General features: G+C 70.1%; 17 protein-coding genes. 11 read left to right on the top strand and 6 right to left on the bottom strand.

Annotation, left to right across the window (positions count from 1 at the left end; genetic code table 11):
• Positions 1-141 precede the first annotated feature (141 nt).
• Genes ABZ860_RS35820 through ABZ860_RS35810 form a run of 3 tightly spaced genes read right to left on the bottom strand, consistent with a single transcriptional unit; the run spans position 142 to position 3,355 of the window.
• On the bottom strand, positions 142-900 hold the full coding sequence (locus tag ABZ860_RS35820; RefSeq protein WP_357229117.1) for an ABC transporter permease: 759 nt from the start codon (positions 898-900) through the stop codon (positions 142-144).
• Entirely contained in the window at positions 897-2,426 is a 1,530-nt protein-coding gene (locus ABZ860_RS35815; protein WP_357229114.1) for an ABC transporter permease subunit, read from the bottom strand. The genes ABZ860_RS35820 and ABZ860_RS35815 overlap by 4 nt, the downstream gene beginning before the upstream one ends.
• A complete protein-coding gene (locus tag ABZ860_RS35810; protein ID WP_357229111.1) occupies positions 2,423-3,355 on the bottom strand; it encodes an ATP-binding cassette domain-containing protein in 933 nt (310 codons plus the stop codon). The genes ABZ860_RS35815 and ABZ860_RS35810 overlap by 4 nt, the downstream gene beginning before the upstream one ends.
• 239 nt (positions 3,356-3,594) lie before the next feature.
• Between ABZ860_RS35810 and ABZ860_RS35805 the strand changes: the two genes are divergently transcribed.
• Together ABZ860_RS35805 and ABZ860_RS35800 are read left to right on the top strand one after the other, a co-directional pair.
• Entirely contained in the window at positions 3,595-4,833 is a 1,239-nt protein-coding gene (locus ABZ860_RS35805) for a histidine kinase (protein WP_357229108.1), read from the top strand.
• Between the two features lie 5 nt (positions 4,834-4,838).
• Positions 4,839-5,555, top strand: a complete 717-nt coding sequence (locus tag ABZ860_RS35800) for a response regulator transcription factor (protein ID WP_357229133.1) — start codon at positions 4,839-4,841, stop codon at positions 5,553-5,555.
• Positions 5,556-5,572: 17 nt separating this feature from the next.
• Here ABZ860_RS35800 and lgt read toward each other — a convergent pair whose 3' ends face one another.
• On the bottom strand, positions 5,573-6,469 hold the full coding sequence (lgt, locus tag ABZ860_RS35795) for a prolipoprotein diacylglyceryl transferase (protein ID WP_357229105.1): 897 nt from the start codon (positions 6,467-6,469) through the stop codon (positions 5,573-5,575).
• A 498-nt stretch (positions 6,470-6,967) separates the two neighbouring features.
• Here lgt and ABZ860_RS35790 point away from each other — a divergent pair, with 498 nt between their 5' ends.
• Both ABZ860_RS35790 and ABZ860_RS35785 read left to right on the top strand, forming a co-directional pair.
• Complete coding sequence (locus ABZ860_RS35790) at positions 6,968-7,123, top strand: hypothetical protein (protein WP_357229103.1); 156 nt, start codon at positions 6,968-6,970, stop codon at positions 7,121-7,123.
• Positions 7,124-7,444: 321 nt separating this feature from the next.
• Positions 7,445-9,103 (top strand): TIGR03767 family metallophosphoesterase, encoded by a 1,659-nt coding sequence (locus ABZ860_RS35785; RefSeq protein ID WP_357229100.1) that lies wholly within the window; start codon positions 7,445-7,447, stop codon positions 9,101-9,103.
• Between the two features lie 266 nt (positions 9,104-9,369).
• Here ABZ860_RS35785 and ABZ860_RS35780 read toward each other — a convergent pair whose 3' ends face one another.
• Entirely contained in the window at positions 9,370-10,356 is a 987-nt protein-coding gene (locus ABZ860_RS35780; protein WP_357229098.1) for an aldo/keto reductase, read from the bottom strand.
• Between the two features lie 116 nt (positions 10,357-10,472).
• Entirely contained in the window at positions 10,473-11,876 is a 1,404-nt protein-coding gene (locus ABZ860_RS35775) for a PLP-dependent aminotransferase family protein (RefSeq protein WP_357229096.1), read from the bottom strand.
• A 191-nt stretch (positions 11,877-12,067) separates the two neighbouring features.
• On the opposite strand from ABZ860_RS35775, the gene ABZ860_RS35770 reads away from it, so the two are divergent.
• The 7 genes from ABZ860_RS35770 to ABZ860_RS35740 all read left to right on the top strand — a co-directional run bounded on the left by ABZ860_RS35770 (position 12,068) and on the right by ABZ860_RS35740 (position 20,617).
• Complete coding sequence (locus ABZ860_RS35770; protein ID WP_357229130.1) at positions 12,068-13,189, top strand: MFS transporter; 1,122 nt, start codon at positions 12,068-12,070, stop codon at positions 13,187-13,189.
• Positions 13,190-13,285: 96 nt separating this feature from the next.
• Positions 13,286-13,987 carry a dihydrofolate reductase family protein gene (locus ABZ860_RS35765; RefSeq protein WP_357229093.1) on the top strand — a complete coding sequence of 234 codons (702 nt, stop codon included), beginning with the start codon at positions 13,286-13,288 and terminating at the stop codon, positions 13,985-13,987.
• 59 nt (positions 13,988-14,046) lie between these two features.
• Complete coding sequence (locus tag ABZ860_RS35760; protein ID WP_357229091.1) at positions 14,047-14,316, top strand: hypothetical protein; 270 nt, start codon at positions 14,047-14,049, stop codon at positions 14,314-14,316.
• A gap of 292 nt (positions 14,317-14,608) precedes the next feature.
• A complete protein-coding gene (locus ABZ860_RS35755; protein ID WP_357229089.1) occupies positions 14,609-17,569 on the top strand; it encodes an immunoglobulin-like domain-containing protein in 2,961 nt (986 codons plus the stop codon).
• 278 nt (positions 17,570-17,847) lie between these two features.
• On the top strand, positions 17,848-19,053 hold the full coding sequence (trpB, locus tag ABZ860_RS35750; RefSeq protein WP_357229086.1) for a tryptophan synthase subunit beta: 1,206 nt from the start codon (positions 17,848-17,850) through the stop codon (positions 19,051-19,053).
• Positions 19,050-19,865, top strand: coding sequence for a tryptophan synthase subunit alpha (gene trpA / locus ABZ860_RS35745; RefSeq protein WP_357229084.1), 816 nt, complete (start codon positions 19,050-19,052; stop codon positions 19,863-19,865). Before trpB ends, trpA begins: the two co-directional genes overlap by 4 nt.
• Complete coding sequence (locus ABZ860_RS35740; RefSeq protein ID WP_357229081.1) at positions 19,862-20,617, top strand: GntR family transcriptional regulator; 756 nt, start codon at positions 19,862-19,864, stop codon at positions 20,615-20,617. Before trpA ends, ABZ860_RS35740 begins: the two co-directional genes overlap by 4 nt.
• Positions 20,618-21,308: the final 691 nt, after the last annotated feature.

The following is a 21,308-nucleotide window of genomic DNA, read 5'->3' as shown; positions in this document are numbered from 1 at the left end:
GAGCGCCGGCACCACCCGCGATCAGCACCCGGCGGACCTGAAACGGCGGGGGCGGTACACGACCGAGCCCGCCCAGTCACGTAGAGGCCCCGATCACCCTGCTGTCCGCGTACGCCCCCGTGATCGCTTCCGTCCACAGCACTAGGCATCGCGCTTCCACAGCAGCAGGCCGCCGGCCAGCAGCGCCGCGGCGGCCCACCCGGCGGTCACCCCGAGCCCGGCCCAGGGGCTGAGGGGCAGGCCGCCCAGATCGGTGGTTGCCTGGATGGCCAGCCCGGCGCTCATCGGTGCGATCTTCTCCACGACGTGCCGCCAGTCAGGGTCGCCGATGGTCTGGGCGACGATGGGGACGATGTAGAGAAGGCCCAGGACGACGCCGGCGCCGGTGGCGGAGTCTCGCACGGCGGTCGCGACACCGAGGCTTAGCAGGCCGATCAGGATCAGGTAGAGGACCGTCCCGAAGACCGCACGCAGCGTCGGCCCGTCGGACAGCGACAGAGCCCGGTCGCCGAGGTCGGGCAGGATGAGCCGCCCGGCGAACACCGCCCCGAGGACGGCGACGGTCCCGCCGACGGCCACGACGCCGGTGAGGGTGACGGCCTTGGCCGCGAAGACGGTCGCCCGCCGCGGCACCGCCGTCAGGGTGGTGCGGATCATGCCGGAGCTGTACTCCCCGCTGATGAACAGCACCGCGAGGACGGCCACCAGCGCCTGGGCGAGGTAGACACCTGTGAGGGTGAGCTTGGGCGTGTCGCCGCCGCAGCCGTCGGCGGTGCATCTCACCATCGACGTCGCGCCTGCGCTCAGGGCCACCGTCGCCGCGACGGTGCCGAGCAGCAGCCACAGCGGGCCGGCGACGGTGCGTGTCTTCGTCCATTCCGCGTGCAGGGCGGACCTCATGCGTCCCGCCGGTTGAGCAGAACGCCGGCCACGCCCAGGCTCACCACCGCGTAGGCGGCCAGGACGGCGAACCCGGCCCACGGCGCCAGCGGGTAATAGCCGTTGTAGGGCGTGTAGTGGATCGCGACCTGGGGGTACTCCACGAGCGTTTGCTGAACGGCGAACGCCGCCCCCGGCGTCACCCGGGCCAGCCAGTCCGTCACGCTCGCGGGCATGAACGGGATGGCGATGACGATGTAGGGCAGCACGATCGCCACGATGACGCTGGTGACCGCGCCGGCGCTGTGCCGGAAGACGGCGCCGGCGGCCAGGGCCAGGACCGAGGCGGTCGCGAGCAGCGCCGCCGTCCCGAGCGCCACCCGCAGTTCGGCCGAGGAGTCCACCGGGAAGATGTAGACGCCGTTGTCCCCGGCGAGCTTCTTTCCGATCGGCACCGCGAGCACCGCCCCCACCAGCCCGGCGACGAAGCTGACCGCCCCCACGACGATCGCCTTGGCCACCAGCACCCGGCTCCGCTTCGGGCTGGCGGCCAGGGTGATGTGGATCATCTTGTTCCGGTACTCGGCGGTGATGAACAGCGCCCCCACGACGATCACCGCGATCAGCGCGGCGAACGTGCCGGTGAGGATGTCCCGGAGGGTGCCGCCGGTCGGCAGCGTCTCGCGGACGGCGGGCGCGATGTCGCCGGCACCGGTCACGATGAACCGGCCACCGGACCGGGTGAAGGACCCCGTCCCGCCATCCGGGTATCCGGCGAAGGTGGGCGAGTGGCGTCCCACCGCCTCGCCGGTCCACTCGCCACCGGTCCAGCCGCCCTGCAAGCGCGGGTCGCCGAAGACGGCCGTCGAGATGGTGCCGACCGTTCCCAAGCCCTCCACGGCGGGCGGGGACGCGACGAACAACCCGACCTGCGCGGTCTGTCCGAGCCCGCTCACCCGCGTGGTGCCCACCATGGCCCAGTCCGCGCCGTCGGCAGAGGCGTAGCCGGAGACGGTGTCGCCCGCGCGCTCCAGCCGCAGCCAGCGAGGGGACTCGGCGGAGCTCACGCCGGAGGGGCCTGCCGTGTCGTGGACGTAGGCGTCCTGCATCCGCACGCCGTGGCCGCCGGTGACCATGATCGCCGCGTAGGCTGATCCCTGGCGGGTGCTCTCCTTGATGATGAGCCCGGCCTTCGCCCACGGCACACTCCCGGGCAGCGCAGCACCGCGGCCACTGGCGATGCGGCTCTGGAGTTCGGACACCGAGACGGTGACGGTGCCGTCCCCTGCGAGCGGCTGGTGCACGAAGTAGAAGCTGTCGGTGACCGGCTGTCCGCCCGGACCGATCGGGACGGGCGGTGCGCCCTTCTGGTCGCTGCTGAGTCCGGCGAGCACGGCGAACACCACCACCAGCAGCGCCGCGACCAGCATGCCGTTGACCCAGCCCGTGACCGTCCGGAACTTGGTCCATTCGGCGTGCAGCAGCTGGAGGAAGCCGTCCCCCCCGGTCTTCCGGCGGGGCGGGCGGGAGGTCACGGTGACGGTCACCGCGCCACCTCCGCGGACCCCGCGGCCCGGAACTCGACCGCGTTGCGGGTCAGCTCCATGTAGGCCTCTTCGAGGCTCGCCCGGTGCGCCGACACCTCGGAGAACGGCACCGCCGCCCCGTTCAGGACGGTCACGATGCGGTCCGGGGCGAGCCCTGAGACGGTGAGGGTGTCCCGGCCGATGGCCGCCACGGTGGCACCGGCCTCGGCGAGCACCCGCATCGTGTCGTGCGAGGCGGCGGTACGCACGGCGACCCAGCTCCCGGAAGCGGCTTCGATGAGGTCGGCCACGCCGGCGTCGGCGATGACCTTGCCGCGGCCGACCGCCACCAGATGGTCGGCGGTGTCCTGCAGCTCGCTCATCAGATGGCTGGACACCAGGACGGCGCGGCCCTGGGCGGCCAGCGACCGCAGGAAGCCGCGGATCCAGACGATGCCTTCGGGATCCATGCCGTTGAACGGCTCGTCGAGCATCACCGTCGCCGGGTCGCCCAGCAGCGCCGCGGCGATCCCGAGCCGCTGCCGCATGCCCAGGGAGTAGCCACCGGCCTTACGGCGGGCCGCCGACGTCAGACCGACCATGTCGAGCACCTCGTCCACCCGCCGTGCGGCCATGCCCTGGGAGTGGGCCAGCCAGAGCAGATGGCCGCGAGCGCTCCGGCTCGGATGGAGCGCGGCCGCGTCCAGCAGCGAGCCCACGTGGCTCAGCGGGCGCCGGAGGCTGCGGTACGGCTTCCCGCCGATCAACGCGGTGCCCTCGTCGGCCGAGTCCAACCCGAGGATCACCCGCATCGTCGTGGACTTCCCGGCCCCGTTGGGGCCGACGAACCCCGTGACCAGACCGGGCCGGACGCTGAACGTCATCCCGTCCAGGGCCACGGTGCGCCCGAAGCACTTGCGCAGACCGCGGACTTCGATGGTTGCTTCCACGAGATCAAGGCTATGGACGCGGGCCGCCCCGGACATCGCGGAGCAGTGCCATCCTCGCCGTCCCCGGAACGAGCGAGGTTCTCGGCGCGATGTCCCTCGTGGGAGCGACGACGAACGTCCCTACCAGGGGATCAGCTCGAGCACGCCGTCCGGATCGGGCTCGTCACCGGCCGCTCCGGGCGGCGGCGTTTGCGGCCGAGCGGGACCGCCAAGACGGCCGGAACAGACACAATGAGGGCATGGGCCTGACGAGTGGCGGCGTGGCGAGAAGGGGGCGGCAGATCGGGGCCGGCCCACAGTTTCCGGCCGTGACCGGCATGCTGCTCGGCGGCGCGGCGACGGCCGAATCCATCTGGCGCGCCGTGATCTCCGGCTGGAGCCTGTCGAACCTCCTGGTGTTCTGCCTGCTCGGGCTGGCCGGCACACTGCCGCTCACCTTCCTGCCCCCCACCGTGGCCGCGGCGGTCGTCTCCGCCGTCGCCGTCCTGTCGTCGGCGGGCTTCCACACGCTGACCGTGGCGGGGCTCTGCGCCACCCTGATCGTCTTCTACCGGCTCGGCCTGACGGGCCCTCGGCACGGCCTCGCCCTGCTGCTCACTCCGGCCGCAGCCGTCGTGTTCCTCCTGCTGGCGCTGTTCGGCGCTCCGGGGCGCGAGGTCGAGGTCCTCACCGCCGTGCTGGCCTCGGTCACCCCGGTCGCGGCCTGGGCCGGTTTCGTCCAGCGGGCGCAGGTCGACGCCGAACAGCACGGCGCGGCCCGGGAGGCGATCATGAGCCGTTTGCTGGAGCACACGGCCCGCGGTGAGCGGGCGCGCATCGCCCGCGAGCTGCACGACGTCGTCGCGCACCACATCTCCGTGGTCGCGGTGCAGGCGGAGACGGCCCGGCTGACCACTCCCGGCATGCCGGCCGTCGGGGCGCAGCGCCTGTCGGAGATCGGCGACGCCGCGCGGGCCGCGCTGACCGAGATGAGGCGGCTGCTCGGCGTGCTCCGGGAGGACACCGACATCGAGGGCGCCGAGGACCGCCACCCGCAGCCTGACCTGGGGCAGCTCAACGAACTGCTCGACGACGTCCGGAACACCGGCGGCGCCGGAACGAGGCTGATCATGCGGGGCCGGCCGGTGACCCTCGACTCCGGCGTCGAACTGGCCGCCTTCCGCATCGTCCAGGAAGCCCTGACCAACGCGCTGCGGCACGCGCCCGGCGCCGCGGTCGACGTCGAACTGGTCTACACGGACGAGGCGCTGCGCCTGCGGATCCGCGACAACGGGCCAGGACCGCGCGAGGCGTCGTCCGGCGGCGGGCACGGGCTGCTGGGGATGCGCGAGCGAGCCGCCGCGGTCGGCGGCCGGCTGAGCTCCGGCCCCGCGCCGAACGGCGGCTTCCTGATCGAAGCTTGCCTGCCGACCAGGGTGGGCCAGGCCCGGTACGGCACGGTGGACACGGTGGATGTCGAGATGGAGCGCCTTCGGTGACCACTTTGCCGCCAGACATCCGGATCGTCGTCGCTGACGATCACCTTGTGGTCCGCACCGGATTCGCCGCACTGCTGGACACCCAGCCCGACTTCACGGTGGTCGGCACCGCCTCCGACGGGGCGCAGGCGCTCCGGATCTGCTCGGATCTGTGCCCGCACGTCGTGCTGATGGACGTGCGCATGCCCGGCATGGACGGCATCACCGCCACCCGGGAGCTCACCGGCGCGCAGCCCGGGAGCACCCGTGTCCTCATCCTGACGACGTTCGACCTGGACCATTACGTCTACGACGCGCTCTGCGCCGGCGCCAGCGGCTTCCTGCTCAAGGACGTCACCGCCGAGACCCTCTTCGAAGCGGTGCGGGTCGTCGCACGTGGGGACGCCCTCCTCGCGCCGAATGTGACCCGCCGTCTGATCGCCGAGTTCGCCCGGGTCCGTCCGCAGGCGCAGGACACGCCCGTTCCCGAACTCGGCACGCTCACGACGCGCGAGACGCAGGTCCTGCGGCTGATGGCACGCGGCCTGTCCAACGCGGAGATCGCCGGCCGGCTCGTGATCACGGAGGAGACCGTGAAGACGCATGTGAGCCGGATTCTGGCGAAACTGAAACTGCGTGATCGGACGCAGGCCGTCATCCTCGCCTACGAGACGGGGCTGATCGTCCCGCAGGCCCGGCGGCCCGCACCTGACGGCGGCCCCGGGCCAGCAGAACCGCTGTAGGGAGAGCCCGGGCCGCGTCAGGTGCTCTCGATCGAATCGGAGGCCTGCCCGCCGTTCTCCTCGTGCGAGGCCTGGTGGTGTGAGGCCGGCACCACGATCTGTTCGGTGTCCTTGTCCCGAGTCATCCAGAGGTAGACGAGCGCACCGATGAACAGCACGATCGATGTCCACTGGTTGATCCGCAGCCCCAGGAACGTCACCGCGTGGTCCACGCCGCCCACCGGGTCGATCCGCAGCCCCTCGATCCAGAACCGCCCGAACGTGTAGCCGGCGACGTAGAGGGCGAACAGGCGGCCGTGGCGCAGCGTGAACCGCCTGCCGACCAGGATCAGTCCGAAACCGAGCGCCGCGTCCCACAGCGACTCGTACAGGAACGTCGGGTGGTAGAGCACGCCTGGCTCGCCCCCGTGCGCCTGGTCGATCTCCAGGCCCCACGGCAACGTGGTCGGACTGCCGTACAGCTCCTGGTTGAACCAGTTGCCCCAGCGGGCGATCGCCTGCCCGAACGCGATGCCGGGCGCGACCGTGTCGGCCACGGCGCCCAGAGACAGCCCCCGGCGGCGGCAGGCCAGCCACACGCCCACGCCTCCCAGGGCGACCGCGCCCCAGATGCTGAGCCCGCCTTCCCAGATGAACAGCGCCCGGTAGGGCTCCTTGATCGCGCGCGGGCCGAAGTAGGTCTGCCAGTCGGTGATGACGTGGTAGAGGCGAGCGCCGATCAGACCGAAGATCACTGCGGGGACCGCGATGTCGCTGATCGCGTTCTTCTCGCCGCCGCGGGCGCGCCAGCGGCGCTCGCTCAGCCAGGTGGCGAAGACGATCGCGACGATGAAACACAATGCATAGGCCCGGATCGGGATGAATCCGAGATACCAGACCCCTTGGGAAGGGCTGGGAATCGAGGCAACGGGCATGCCGGTGAGGCTAGTCAACGTGAGGCCGCTTGGCCGCCTTCGTGACCTGATCGCAAACCTTCTGCGGCGTGACCCGGCGTGCACGAACAGCCGGCATTCCACGACGGTCTAAGTGGGCGAAAGTCCCTTTCGAGAATTTATGACCGCATTTCAATACAGCGACCGCCGTACGACCTCAGAGGGTGCCGGTAGTGTGCTTTCCCGTGGCGCTCACCCGGCCCGGACGGCGGAAGTCTCCTGACCATCACGGAGGAAGAGCCCCTCGCATATACGGCCGATGAGCCTCGGCCAAGGCCCGCAATGCCGTCTCTGGTGGCGAACCGAACAAATGGTCTGCGCCAAGAACGAACGCGACAATCAGGAGTAACATCCGGAAACTCAATAGTTGTGGGGTGATCTACCAGTGAGCAGGGCCCCTCGGACAGGAGCCGCGCCGAATCGCCGGTGGACGAGCAGCGATTTCGGGCTCAATGTTCTGGACGGGATGTTGCGCCGATAGTGCCCGCGAGCGGTGACCGACGCGCTGCGGGCCGCGGCCGCCACGATCTCGGCATCTCCTGGTTCACCAACAGTTACTCGAACGCCGTGAACATCTTCGGCGCCGGTCCGTCGCTCCATGCAGGGCTGACGTTCCTGGCCGAACTGGTGGCGTGACATCAACGTACCTCTGATCTCCCGTGGCGACGGCGAGGTGCGCGTCCACGACGGGACCTTCGGAAGGCTGCGGAGGCGCCCGTCGCGCGCCGGCCGCCCGGCCGGGCCGTGGCGGGCCTCGCGAGCCCGAGACCGCGCTCTTCTGAACGACAGGAAAGCGGCAGGCTTCCGGCCCGCTGCCCCCAGGTGTCCGCATCACATACGGCTATTTCTAGGCCATATATGGCTGGACAGCGTTTCAGTCGTGTTAGGCCGGGAGTCATTCCCGTTGTCAAACATCCCCAGTGGACGTTCGCCCCGACGCCATCACTGGGGAGCATCATGGATCCCGCCCTCAGCCGCCGCGCCTTCCTCCTCGCCTCCGGAATGACCGCCTCAGGCATCGGACTGGAGATCGCGCTTTCCGCCACACCGGCCGTCTCCTCGGCCGTGACGCCCTCGGCCACGACGCCCATGACGACGGTCCGCACCGTCGCCCGCCCGCACGGCACCGGCGGATACCGCAGGCTGTCCGACGGCCCCGGCTGGCGGCGGGTGACACGCACCGACCTGGCCGAGGCCAAGAAGGGCAGGGCCGAACGCCGCACGACGCTGGCCTGCTTCGTCCAGTTCACCGATCTGCACATCACCGACGTGCAGAACCCGCAGCGCTATGAGTTCCTGCGCGCGGGAGACATGGGCTCCTGGCGGCCGCAGGAGGCGTTGACCGCCGTCGGCGCCGTCTCATTGATCGAACAGGTCAACACCCTGCGGTACGGCCCGGCCACCCGGGCGCCGATCGGCTTCGTCATGACCACGGGTGACAACACCGACAACAACTCCCGGATCGAGCTGGAGTGGTTCCTCACCGCCATGACCGGCGGCCGCTTCACGCCCAACACCGGCGACCCCGGCGCGTATGAAGGCGTGCAGAACTCCGGCCTGGGCCTCTACTGGCAGCCCGATTCCGGCATGCGCGACGTCGACAAGCGGATGGGGTTCCCTCGCCTCGACGGCTTTCTGGAGGCGGCCATCCGCGAGGTGAGCAGCCCCGGCCTGGCCGTGCCGTGGTATTCCACCATCGGCAACCACGACCAGCTCTTCGGCGGCGCCTATTCCGCAGCCGGCGGTTTCTTCGCCGACCTGGCCACCGGCTCGCGCAAGCTGTTCGCCCTGCCCGCCTCCGAGGCCGGCGCCGTCTACCAGGCACTGCGCCGCGGTGACCCCACGGGCGCCCGCTTCCGTGCCGCGTGGAAGCACTACAGGGGCAAGGCCCGCACGGTCACCGCCGACGAGCGCCGCGCCCCGGTCAGCCCGCACGCCTACATCGCCGCTCACCTCGACCCGGCGTACACCGGCGCGGGACCTGTCGGCCACGGCTACACCCGGGACAATCTCGACAGCGGCCGGCTGGACTACTCCTTCCGGATCGCCGACGGGGTCGTCGGCATCAGCCTGGACACCACCGACCGCGGCGGCGACTACCGGGGATCGGTCGGCAGCCGGCAGCTGGCCTGGCTGGAGCGGACCCTGAAGACCCACGCCGACGACACCGCGCTGATCTTCAGTCATCACCCGAGCTGGGCCATGACCAACCTCGCCCCCAATCCGGCCCGCCCGGACGAGAAGCGCCACGGCGGGCAGGAGTTGCTGGCCGTGCTGAGGAAGCACGGCAACGTGGCCGCGTGGATCAACGGTCACTCCCACCTGAACAAGATCGTCCCTCATGGCGGCCTGTGGGAGATCTCCACCGCCTCCCACGTCGACTACCCCCAGCTGGCGAGGGTCGTCGAGTTGGCCGACAACCACGATGGGACGCTGTCCTTGTTCACCACGCTGGTGGAGTCGGCCGCGCCGCACCGCACCGACTTCACCGATCTGTCCCAAGGCGGCCTCGCCGCGCTCTACCGGGAGCTCTCCTTCAACTCCCCCGGCCTGCGCAGCGGGCTGGCGGGCCTGCCCGGTGACCGCAACACCGAGCTTGTCTTGAAGAAGCGCTGACGGCACGCGTGCGGGCACCCGCCGCCCACAGAGGCGGCAGGTCCCGCCGCCGGCGCGCCGGGCTGGCCTCGGTAGAGCGCATCCTGCGGGGTGAGCGCCGCCGCGCTCGCCCATGGTCTCGGCCGCCTGACCGGCGCCGCCCAGGTCGCGGGCCGGCTGAGCCACCGGGACCTGCGGGCATGGAGGTCGTTCGGGCTCGTGACACGTTTCCTACCGGCAGCCCTATACCGCCGCCGGCCTGCGCGCTCCCTCCCGGGCTTGGGACATCAGTACCGGGCGCCGGCCGGTCCCTGCACGGCGTCCAGCTCGGCGAGATCGTCCGGGGTGAGCCGGAGGCAGGCCGCCGCGGCGTTCTCCGCTACGCGCGAGCGCCGCCGGCTGCCCGGGATCGGGACGACGTGGTCACCCTGCGCCAGGGTCCAAGCGAGGGCGACCTGCGCCGCGGTCGCGCCATGCCGTGCGGCTACTTCTTCGATTTTGTCGACGATGGCGAAGTTGGCCTTGAGGTTCTCCTGTTGAAACCGGGGGTTTCGCGAACGGTAGTCGTCCTCGCCGAAGGCCGCATTGCGGAACCGGCCGGTCAGGAAGCCGCGGCCGAGCGGGGCGTAGGCGACGAAGGCCGCGTCGTGGCGGGCGCACCAATCCAGGGAGGTGGCGAGGTGGTCCCTGGTCCACACCGAGAGCTCCGACTGCACGGCCTTGATCGGGTGCACGGCCTGCGCCCGGTCGAGCTGCTCGAGGGTGAATTCCGAGACCCCGAGGGCCAGCGCTTTGCCGGCGGCCACCATCTCGGCCATGGCGCCTATGCTGTCCTCGACCGGCACGTCCGGATCCGGCCGGTGAAGGTAGTACAGGTCGACGTGCTCGACGCCCAGACGTCGCAACGATGCGTCGATCGCGGCGCGCAGGTGCTCGGGACGCCCGTCCGGAACGGGGAGCGCGGGGGCGCCGTCCGCGGTGGTACGCGCGACGTTGCCGCCCTTGGTGGCGAGCACCACCTCCTCACGCCGCCCGGCGATCGCCTTCCCCACGGTCTCCTCGTTGGTGAACGGCCCGTACACGTCGGCGGTGTCGAGGAGGTTGACGCCCAGGTCGAGCGCCTTGCCGATGACGTCACGGGGATCTTCGGCGTCATCGCTGGTGCCGTACGCCCAGGTCATGCCCATGCAGCCAAGACCGATGGCGCCCACCTCCGGCCCGCCGGGCCACAGCCGCCGGGTCGCGATCCGTTCGATGTTCCCCTTGCCGCTCATGATCCCTCCGTTGGGCTGGTGCGGATGTTGATCCTTTCTTGCAGTGCCCTGATACAGAGACCCCCGATCCCTTCGACTCCTCGATTGCGCGCCCCCGCGGGCGCCGGGTTCTGCGCTCAGCTGCCCTGCAGCAGGTCGGCGATGCTTTCGATGCCGTCAGCGATGGCGTCCGCGGTCAGGTTTCCAAAGCCGAGAACGAGCTGCGTGGGCCGTGTCCGCTGGTCGACTCGGTAGGCGCTCATCCCGTACAGCCCGACGGATCGCCTACGGGCGGCCGCGACTACGGAAAGCTCGTCCGTGCCGGGCGGTAGCTGTGCGACGGTGTGGAAGCCGGCGGACGGCCCGCGCAGCTCCACCTTGGGTGCGTGCCGGTGGAGCGCCTCTACGAGGGCGGCTCGGCGGGCGGCGTAACGCGTACGCATGTGACGGAGGTGACGGTCATAGCGGCCCGACTGCACCAGGTCGGCCAAGGCGAGTTGGTCGAACATCGGTGAGCCCCGGTCGCCCAGCTTCTTCTGACAGGCGACAGCAGAAGCGAGGTGGGGTGGGGACACGATCCATCCGAGCCGCAGGGCGGGCGCGAGTGACTTGCTTACAGAGCCGAGCAGCGCGACCCGGTCCGAGGCCAGGCCCTGCAGCGCGCCGACCGGTTCGCGGTCGTACCGGAACTCGGCGTCGTAGTCGTCCTCGACGATCGTCGCATTGCGGGCGGCGGCCCAGGTGATCAGAGCTTGTCGCCGATGAGGAGCCAGCACGACCCCGGTGGGCGATTGATGCGCGGGTGTGAGCACCACGGCGCGCGCGTCTGTGGCTGCCAGCGCTCCTGTGTCGATCCCGCACTCGTCGACCGGGACACCCACGACCTCCAAGCCCAGCATCGCGGCGATGGCGCGATGGTCGGGGTCGCTGGGGTCCTCGAAGGCCACGACGCTCACACCCTCGCTCGCAAGGGCCCGGAGGACGAGTTGCAGCCCTTGCGCGTAGCCGGCGCAGATGAGCACGTGGGTGGCCTCTGCGGCGGCGCCACGAACACGCCGTAGGTAGGCGGCGATTACTTCGCGCAGCTCCGGGCTACCGCGCGGGTCGATGTAGCCGAGCAGGTCACTGGGTGCGTCGCGGCAGGCGTGGCGCAGGGCACGGCTCCAGTGCTCGCGAGGGAAGCTGGACAGGTCGGGCACGCCGGGCCGGAAGTCGATCGTGACGGGCGCGGCAGGTGAAGGTCGCGACGGCGGGGTCGTGGACGGGTGCTCGGTGGGGGCCACCCGGGTAGCCGAACCCGGTCGCGTGACGAGGTAGCCCTCTGCCTGCAGCTGTGTATAGCACTCGGTCACCAGACCGCGGGAGATGCCGAGGTCCCGGGCCAGAGCCCGTGAGGAGGGGAGTCGCTCTCCGGGCGCCAGCCGACCGGAACGGATGGCCTCACGCACTGCACGTTCGAGCTGGTCGCGCAGCGGTTCCGGCTGGTGCCGGTCGACCCGCAGCAGGAGTTCCGGCCCAGAACCGGTCCACTCGATGGGCATGAAACTGGACCTTATAGCTGAACCGGTGCTCTTCCTACGATCGGCGCATGGATCACCAAGAGGTCAGTGCCGGGACAGAGTCTCGACCATCTGGTCGCCGAGGGCGTGCCGGGCGGTCTTCGGTCACCGGCATCGACGCTCGTCTCCCGGATGTCGCGCGTCCGCAGTCGATCCTGAGCCGCCCCGTGGCCATGTTGCTGATCACTTCGCTGGGCTCCTGCGGCAGTTTTTACCTGCTGCTGCCGGTCGTCCCCCTCTATACGGCCACCGCAGGCGCGGGCGGCGTGGGCGCGGGGATGTCCACCGGCGCGATGATGCTCGCGACCGTGCTGGTGGAGTTCGCGGTGCCTGGACTGCTCAGCAGGTACGGATACCGCGCGGCCATGACGCTGGGCCTGATCCTGCTCGGGGCACCGGCGGTCGTGCTGGCGGCATCATCCTCGCTGCCGCTCGTGATGGGTGTCTGCATGCTGCGTGGCGCGGGGCTCGGGATCGTCTCCGTGGCGGGTTCGGCGGCGATCGCCGAACTCGTGCCCGCCGAGCGCCGCGGCGAGGGGTTGGGACTGTACGGCCTGGCCGTCACGGTCCCGTCCATCGTGTGCCTGCCACTGGGTCTGTGGCTGATCGCGCGCATCGGCTACTGGCCGGTCTTCCTCGCAGGGGCGGCGCTGTCGCTGCTCGTGCTGGCCGCCGTCCACGGCCTGCCCGCCCGGTCGGCCAGGGTGGAGCACCATGGCGGCGTCCTCGGCGCCTTGCGCATCGATGGGCCTGCCAGACAGGCGGTCATCTTCGCCGCCGTGACTCTGGCGGCCGGCGCCCTGCTGACCTTCCTCCCCCTGGCGCTGTCTGCGGAGTCGTACCAGCTGGGCGCGACAGCCCTGCTCGTGCAGTCCTGCGCTGCTCCGCTCGCCCGCTGGGGCGCCGGGTGGTACGGCGACCGTCACGGCTCCGCCCGCTTGCTCGTCCCTGCGGTTCTCGCAGCCGCTCTCGGCGCGGCCGGGCTCGTCTGGGTGGACAACCAGCTCGCCGTTGTCGCCGGCATGGGGCTGTTCGGGATCGGGTTCGGCATGGCCCAGAACGTCACCCTGGCGCTGATGTTCGAGCGTGTCTCCGCGTCCGGCTTCGGTCAGGTGAGCGCACTGTGGAACCTTGCCTACGACGGCGGCCTGGGAATCGGCGCAGCCGGGTTCGGCCTTCTGGCCGGACCAGTGGGATACCCGGCGGGATTCGCTCTCACCGCCGGCGTGCTGTTGGCCGCGCTCGCGCCCGCGTGGCCCTGCGCGACCGCAGGAACGGAAGCCCACCCGGCCTGACCGGCAGAAGAAGCGCCGCGAGCCTGATGACACCGAACAACGGTGGCGGCTGCAAGAACAAGGTCTCGATCAGAAAACCGGCAAGGAGGAACCCTCATGGGAAAGGTCTTGTTGAACATGTCAGTGTCACTGGACGGCTTCAGTGCGGGCCCGGACGTCGGCTTCGAGCGGCCCATGGGTCAAGGCGGCGAGCGGCTCCATGAATGGCTCTTCGACAACGACGCCGATCGAGGCGCGTACGACGCCCAGAAGTCGGCAGGCAGCGCGGACGCCGAGATATCGCACGATCTGTTCGCGGCGACAGGAGCGGTCGTGGTGGGCAGGCGAACCTTTGACGTGGGAGTGGGGCTGTGGGGGGACACTCCGTTCCCGCTGCCGTGCTTCGTGCTGACGCACGAAGCTCGAGAAGAGCTGGTCATGAGAAGTGGAACGTTCACCTTCGTCACCGACGGCATCCAGAGCGCGCTCAAGCATGCCCAAGAGGCGGCGGGCGAAAAGAACGTCCTTGTGATGGGTGGGGCGAATATCGCCCAGCAGTTCGTGAAAGCTGGTCTGGTCGACGAGATTCAGATCCAACTGGTACCCGTGCTGCTCGGTGCGGGCACCCGGCTGTTCGACAACCTGGGCACCGACCACATCGAGCTGGAACGGACCACGGTGAACGAGTCACCGCACGTCACGCATCTGCGATTCCGCGTCGTGCAAGCAGGAGAGGAGCGAGAGCGGTTCGCGGCGGGATCGGTCCGCTGTCCGCAGGACGGACCGTACGCGCCCCCTGGGGGTAGGCGGCCCTGGTAAGGCGCCCGATAAGGCCGGCAGCGCTGGAGCGCGGTGACGAACGGCTGGCCGGACGGCTGTTGGGCCAGCGCAGTGCGCCGGTCAGTCACGCGGTCGCCGAACTCCTCGAAACCCTCCCGCCGTGCCTTCACCTGCCGGAGGAGTCGGCTGCGGCGCAGGAGCCGGCCGACGAGTCCGATGACCTGCCGGAGCTGCACTCCTTTGTCGCCGGGCTCCGGCGCGAGTTTCGACGCCGCCGAAGCGGCCTGACCTCCGTTGACAAGGATGAGGCCTTTATCCAGGTCTCGCGTGGCTTTCATCGGTTCACCCACAAAGCTAGCTTCTATTGAGGCTATCTTTCGCTGGGACTGACGGTTAGTGTCTGCATTCAAGACCCGGACACATGCGACATATAGCCCCATCCCCCCAGTTCGCGCCGTCCCCCCGCATCTCACAACGAGGTGAACCTTTGCCTGTGCTGCCCTCGTCTCGTCCGAGCGCTCAACGAGGCCTGATCATGCTGGACCTCGCCGGCACGCTGAAAACCCCTTCGGGCTTCGCCTCCCCGGCGCGTACGGTCGGCCCCGCCCCGGACGGGGCCGTGCCCCACGTGCCCACAGCGACCGGATCAAGGAGAATCAATTGACATTGCGACAGCAAAGGTCGCGTCGCAGGCTGAGTCGCAAGGGCAGAGGTGTCGCGAGCCTGGTACTGGGTGCGCTTCTCTCGGTCCCGTTCGCGGCGACGCCCTCGCACGCCGCCGAGGAGAACCTCAACGAGGGTCTGGTGCACCACTTCGCCCTCGACGAGACCAGTGGGACGACGCTGGTCAACTCGGGTAGCGCGGGCTCGGCGGCGAACGCCACGCTCGTGCACCCGGAGAAGGCGACCTTGACCGGCGATGGAGTCAGGTTCAACCCCGACTCCTACGAGAGCGCCCTCGACGGTGCGTACGTGGCGCTGCCGAACAACATCACCGCCGGCATGTCGAACCTCACCGTCGACTATGACGTGTGGATCGACCCGGCGAACGTCGGCGAGCACCAGATGTGGGGCTTCGGCGCGAAGTCCGGCTCGTGCGACGTCGACACCGGCGCCCAGGGCTCCATCTTCGCGTCGAACACCCAGCGGTTCCGCATCGCGGTGGGTTCGGCGAACCTCCAGCAGAATCGGGTCCGCATGCCCGAGGGGGCGTGGACGCACGTCACCTACACCCAGTCACTGAACGCGAACGGTACGAGCTGGACCGGCAGGCTTTACCTCGACGGCGTGCCGCACGCGACGTCGACGAACCTGACCACGCCGCCGTCGGTGAACGCTGCGGGGACCAACTGCAACTTCCTCGCTCGCTCGCAGACGTCGGGCCACTACTCGTTCCGCGGAACGATCCGGGACTTCCGGGTCTACGACCGGGCCGTGAGCCTCGACGAGACCCTCGCCCTGGCGAAGAAGACCGTCTCCGATGGCGTTCGCGCCGACGCCGCCGCCATCGACCTCGGCCGGACCAGTGCGATCGTACGCGACATCGTTCTGCCCAAGGTGGGCTCCGTGGCAGGCTCGGCCATCACGTGGACGAGTTCGGACCCGTCGGTCGTCGAGGTCCACACCCCGCCGGCCCTCCCCAGCGCACGCAAGGTTGCGGTGACCGGCAGGATCACCCGACCCGCGAAGGGGCAGCCCGACGCGACAGCCACGCTCACGGCGACTGTCCGCAAGGGCGCTCAAGAGGTCACCACGCGGGAGATCCCCATTGTGGTGAAGGCCGAGTTCGACGACGCGCAGGCGGTCGACCGTGACACGTCCGACCTGGCCCTGTACGCCACCGACGACGTGCGCGGGAACATCGACCTCCCTGCCGCCGGCGAGTTCGGATCCACGATCACCTGGAAGTCGACCACCGACCTCGTCACTCCGACGGGTAAGGTGACCCGCCCGGCCTTCGGCCGTGCGGATGTCGACGCCGTCCTGACGGCGACCATCACCAAGGGTTCGGCCTCGAAGACGAAGTCGTTCCCGGTGACCATCACCGCCATGCCCCGTTCCGAGGAGTACGAGCGGTACTTCATGGGGTACTTCAAGGGCGAGGGGATCGCCGACGGCGAGCAGATCATGTTCGCGACGTCCAACGGAAACACCGCTCTGGACTGGACCGGTCTGACCGGAGGCCGGCCGTCGCTCATCTCCCAGCTGGGCGACCAGGGCCTTCGTGACCCGCACATCGTCCGCTCACCCGACGGCGACACGTTCTACATGATCGCCACCGACCTGAACTGGTACGACCAGGGCGGATACGCCATCAACGACACCCAGTACATCGAGGTGTTCGAGTCGCACGACCTCGTGCACTGGACTCCTCAGCGGCACGTGAAAGTCGCGCCCGACAACGCGGGCAACGCCTTCGCACCCGAGTCGCTGTGGGTCGAGGAGATCGGCGCCTACGCCGTGTTCTGGGCACAGTCGCTGTGGAACGACCCCGTGAACCGCACCGGTCAGGGGAACGCGCAGATGTGGTACGCCACGACACGCGACTTCCAGACGTTCTCCGGTCCCAAGGTCTGGCAGAACCCGGCCCCTCTGTCGCGGATCGACACGACCGCGATCCGGGTCGGTGACTACTACTACCGCGTGACCAAGAACGAGGCCGGCAACCAGGGCTCGGACATCTTCTCGGAGAAGCACACCGACTTCCTGGACAGCAACATCGGCAACTGGACGTTGCTCGCTCCGGCTCTGGGGCGCACGACGTGGGTCGCCAACCAGGGGTACGAGGGGCCGGTCATCTTCAAGGCCAACCCCGGTGACACCTCCTGCCCCGGCCAGTTCTACCTCTGGGCCGACCGGTACACGAACGGTGGCGGATACCAGGCCGCGTGCCACGACAACATCGAGGCTCCGACCTGGAACGCCAAAGCGATCACGATGACCAACGCGGGCGTCGTCCGTCCGCGTCACGGCACCGTGATCCCGATCACCCTCCGCGAGTGGAACGACATCCGCAAGATCCCGAACAGCGACGTCACGACCACCACTGAGGTGGCTGTCGAGCCGTACGCGAGCGGGGCCCAGACGACCACGGTCACCGCCACAGTCAAGGCAGCCGACGGGTTCGAGACCGGCGGCCAGGTGCGGTTCAGCATCGGCTCGTGGTCGACGCTCGCCCACCTGAACGACGGCGCGGCCACGGTCACGCTGCCGACGGGTCTGCCTGCGGGCACCCGGACGGTGAAGGCCGAGTACCTCGGCTTCGACTACCTGAAGGCGTCGGAAGGCACGGCGTCGTTCGAGGTGCCCTCCGGCCCGGACGCCGTCAAGGTCAAGGCGAAAACCGCGCCGGCGTCGGTTGTCCGGGGGGACACGTTCAGGCTGAACGTGACCGTCGGGCCGGCGGGCGGGCAGAAGAAGAACGCTCCGACCCCGACCGGCGAGGTCGCCGTCACCTTCGGCGGCACCGTGCAGGTCGTGCCGCTGGAGGACGGCGAGGCCGTCGTCACACTGCAGACTGCCGATCTGCAGCCCGGGGCGTACCCGGTCCACGTCGCCTACTCCGGCAACCCGGCCTACCAGCCCCACGCCGCCGACTACCAGAAGTTGACGGTGCGGTAGCCGGCAGGTGGCAGGCCGGCGAGCTCATCCTCGTCCGGCCCGCCACGAGCGCCTGGGCGGGTCGGACGAGCTCATCCTCGTCCGCCCCGCCCAGTTTGTTGTGGGGCGATGGCGGCTGAGCCGCGCGGCTCCACCTCGAAGCAGGCGCCGCCTCGGCCTGTGGCCGAAGGCCCTCCCTGCTGCCGTGGCGAGCACCGGTGGTGGCGCGTCCGCGTCGCAAGTGTCACACTCACTGTTATAGAACTCTCGAGAGAGTTATAGAACGATCGGAGTCTGGCATGCGAAACGTGCTGCCCTGGCGTGAGACGGTCCCGCCGGACGGGACGATGGGCGAGCCCCGAGCGCGGGGCCGATTCGGCGAGTACGGCGGACGATACGCGCCGGAGTCCCTGGTGGAGGCCTGCCGGGAGGTGGACGAGGCGTTCCGGGAGGCCTGGGCGGACCCGGGGTTCCGCGGCGCCCTGGCGCGGCTGCTCGCCGTGCACGCCGGGCGGCCGACCCCGCTCACACCGGCCCGCCGGCTGTCGGAGGCGCTGGGCGTGCAGCTGTACCTCAAGCGCGAGGACCTCACCCACACCGGATCCCACAAGATCAACAACGTGCTGGGCCAGGCCCTGCTGGCCACCCGGATGGGACGGCGCAGGCTGATCGCCGAGACGGGGGCGGGCCAGCACGGGGTGGCCACCGCGACCGCCGCCGCGCTGCTCGGGCTGGAGGCCACGGTGTTCATGGGCGAGCGCGACGTCGAGCGGCAGGCGCTGAACGTCTTCCGGATGCGCATGCTGGGCGCCGAGGTGGTCCCGGTGACCACGGGCAGCCGCACCCTCAAGGACGCGACCAGCGAGGCCATGCGGCACTGGGTGGGCGCGACCGGCGACTCCCACTACTGCCTCGGCTCGGTCGTCGGGCCGGACCCGTACCCGTGGATGGTCAGGGAGTTCCAGCGGATCATCGGCGACGAGGCCCGCGGGCAGTGCGCCGCCGAACTGCGGACCGGCGTCCCCGACTACGTGGTCGCATGCGTCGGCGGCGGCTCCAACGCGGCCGGCACGTTCGCCGGATTCGCCGACACCCCGGCGCGCCTGGTCGGTGTCGAGGCGGAGGGTGGCGCCGGGGCGGCTCGCGGCCGGCTCGGCGTCATGCACGGCTGCCGCTCGCTGTTCCTGCAGGACGACGACGGGCAGATCACCCAGGCGCACTCCATCGCCGCCGGGCTCGACTACCCGGGCGTCGGCCCGGAGCACGCCCACCTGCGCGACCTGGGCCGGGCCCGCTACGTCACGGTGACCGACGACGAGGCGGTCGGCGCGGCGGTACGGCTGGCGCGCACCGAAGGCATCGTCCCGGCGCTCGAGTCGGCGCACGCCCTGGCCTGGGTGATCCGCGCGGCCGGCGACGGCGACCTGCCCGCGGGATCGACGGTGCTGATGACGTTGTCCGGCCGGGGCGACAAGGACGTCTCAACCCTGAAGGAGCTGCTGTGACGAACCCCACCCTGACCGCGGGCGCGGTCGAACGCCACCTGCGTGCCCGCCGGGACACCGGCCGCGGCCTGCTCATGCCGTACGTCACCGGGGGGATCGCTCGCGGCTGGACGGACTACCTGCACGCGTTCGCCGCCGCAGGAGCGGACGCGATCGAGGTCGGCCTGCCCTTCTCCGACCCCACGCTGGACGGCGTCACCATCCAGCAGGCCGGTGACACGGCACTGGCCCGGGGGGCGAGTACCCGCCGGATCCTCGCCGACCTGTCCGGCATACCGGACCTGCGTGTGCCACTGGTCGTCAGCACCTACTACAACCTGGTGCTGCACGACGGCCCCGAGACCTTCTGCGCCGCGCTGCGCCAGGCCGGCGTCAGCGGCCTGATCGTGCCCGACCTGCCGGTGCACGAGGCGGACGAACTGGCGGCCGCGGCCGCAGCCGCCGGGATCGAGCCGGCCCTGCTGGCGTCGCCGGCGACGCCGCAGCCGCGGCTGGCGGAGATCTCGCGCCGCAGCCGCGGATTCGTCTACGCGGTGTCGCTGATGGGCACCACCGGTGAGCGGGCCGCCCTCGCCGCCTCGGCGGCGGAGCTCACCGAGCGGATCAGGCGCGTCACCGACCGGCCGGTCTTGCTAGGATTTGGCATTTCCACCCCGGACCAGGCACGTGAAGCCCGCCGGCACGCCGACGGCGTGGTGGTCGGCGCCGCGGTCATGCGGCGGGTGCTCGACGGGGCTGGGCCGGACGACCTGCGGGCCTTCCTCACGACCCTGCGGCAAGCCCTCGACCAGGAGTGTGACCGACCACGATGACCCCCGACGCCGGGCACGAGGCGAGATACCGCGCCATCGCCGCCGACCTCGCCGCGAAGATCCGGTCGGGACACTACGCCCCCGGTGAGGCCCTGCCGCCACAGCGGGAGCTGAGCGCCTCCTACGGGGTGACCCTCATGACGCTGCGCCAGGCGTTGCGGCAGCTCAGCGACGAGAGGCTGATCGTGCAGCAGCCCGGCAAGGGCACGTTCGTCGCCCCGCCCCACCTGGCGTACCAGCTCGACTCGCTCCGCAGCCTGGTCGACGACCTGCGTAAACAGGGCCACGACGTGCGCACCGCGGTGACCGGGCTGGCGGTGCGCCGGGCCCCCGCCCGGGTCGCCGCGGAGCTACGGCTGCGTCCCGGCGACACCGCCCTGCGGCTGGAGCGGGTCCGCGAGTTCGCGGGCCGTCCGGCCGTCCACCAGGTGTCCTGGGTCCGCCGGCCGGTGGCCGACCAGATCCGCGACCGCGACTTCACCGCCGTCTCCCTCTACACGGCCCTCGCCGACGCGGGAGTGGCGGTCTCCCGGGCGTCCGAGGTGGTCCGGCCCGGTCTGCTCGACCCCGCCGCCGCCCGCCACCTCCGCGAGCCGCAGGGCAGCCCGGTGCTCGTCAGCACCCGGATCACCTACACGCTCGACGCCACGCCCGTGGTGTCCGACCATGCCACCATCCTCGGCAGCATGATGGAGATCCGCACCGAACGCGCCGCCACCGGCCTCTCCCTCACCTGGGGCGCCACCAGCTGAGAACGGGTGTGCGGTCCGATCACGGCGGCGACGAGCCGGGTTGCCCCGGACCACGCCCGTCGCGCTCCCGGGCAACTCGCTCTCGATCGTGAACACGGAGAGCTCCTACATGGCCCGCCGCCAGGTGGGCACGCGGCCGCGAACAAGCTGATCGTGGCAGCCCATTGAAGTCAGCTTATGGCGGGCATGCATGCGCCTGGTATTGCGAGCCGGACGCAGAGGGCGGCCAATGACCTGTTTCCATCACCTTTAAGTGCATTCGGCAGCGAACGTCCTAAACTGGGTTGCAGGTAAGAGGGAACTTGCGACTTGGGAGTATACCGGCCGCACCGCAATTGGAACATATACGCGAGTACAAGACCCGCCGGCCTGGGGAGTTATTACCGGATCCGGGAGAGTTCAACCTACCGGTCCGGTCGCAGGGGTGTAGGCCATAGAGTGCGCCGCAGCCATCTCGACTTTCACGCTTTCGGCCTTCTCGTTCCAATGGTCATGACTCCACGCATTAATCCTGCCCGCACGAAGAAGGGAAGTATCATGTCTCGCATCAGCGGCAATCCAGTCTTAATCCAAAGCCGGTTCGGCACCAACGGCAACTTCGAGTTCGTCGTTCCGTCCGGTTCCGCAGGTCTGATTTTCATGTGGCGCAACAACGATGCCGCGGGCCTGCCGTGGAGCGCTCCGTGGACGT

Origin of the sequence: Microbispora sp. NPDC046973 (assembly GCF_040644495.1) — a bacterium.
Taxonomy (GTDB): domain Bacteria; phylum Actinomycetota; class Actinomycetes; order Streptosporangiales; family Streptosporangiaceae; genus Microbispora.
This window is presented reverse-complemented; position numbering and strand designations above follow the sequence as displayed.

Bases quoted from the DNA above. Each gene is read 5' to 3' on its own strand.
- lgt (WP_357229105.1), bottom strand. From the start codon at position 6,469: ATGCCCGTTGCCTCGATTCCCAGCCCTTCCCAAGGGGTCTGGTATCTC.
- ABZ860_RS35820 (WP_357229117.1), bottom strand. From the start codon at position 900: ATGAGGTCCGCCCTGCACGCGGAATGGACGAAGACACGCACCGTCGCC.
- ABZ860_RS35775 (WP_357229096.1), bottom strand. From the start codon at position 11,876: ATGCCCATCGAGTGGACCGGTTCTGGGCCGGAACTCCTGCTGCGGGTC.
- ABZ860_RS35780 (WP_357229098.1), bottom strand. From the start codon at position 10,356: ATGAGCGGCAAGGGGAACATCGAACGGATCGCGACCCGGCGGCTGTGG.
- ABZ860_RS35765 (WP_357229093.1), top strand. From the start codon at position 13,286: ATGGGAAAGGTCTTGTTGAACATGTCAGTGTCACTGGACGGCTTCAGT.
- trpB (WP_357229086.1), top strand. From the start codon at position 17,848: ATGCGAAACGTGCTGCCCTGGCGTGAGACGGTCCCGCCGGACGGGACG.
- ABZ860_RS35785 (WP_357229100.1), top strand. From the start codon at position 7,445: ATGGATCCCGCCCTCAGCCGCCGCGCCTTCCTCCTCGCCTCCGGAATG.
- ABZ860_RS35740 (WP_357229081.1), top strand. From the start codon at position 19,862: ATGACCCCCGACGCCGGGCACGAGGCGAGATACCGCGCCATCGCCGCC.
- ABZ860_RS35770 (WP_357229130.1), top strand. From the start codon at position 12,068: ATGTTGCTGATCACTTCGCTGGGCTCCTGCGGCAGTTTTTACCTGCTG.
- ABZ860_RS35805 (WP_357229108.1), top strand. From the start codon at position 3,595: ATGGGCCTGACGAGTGGCGGCGTGGCGAGAAGGGGGCGGCAGATCGGG.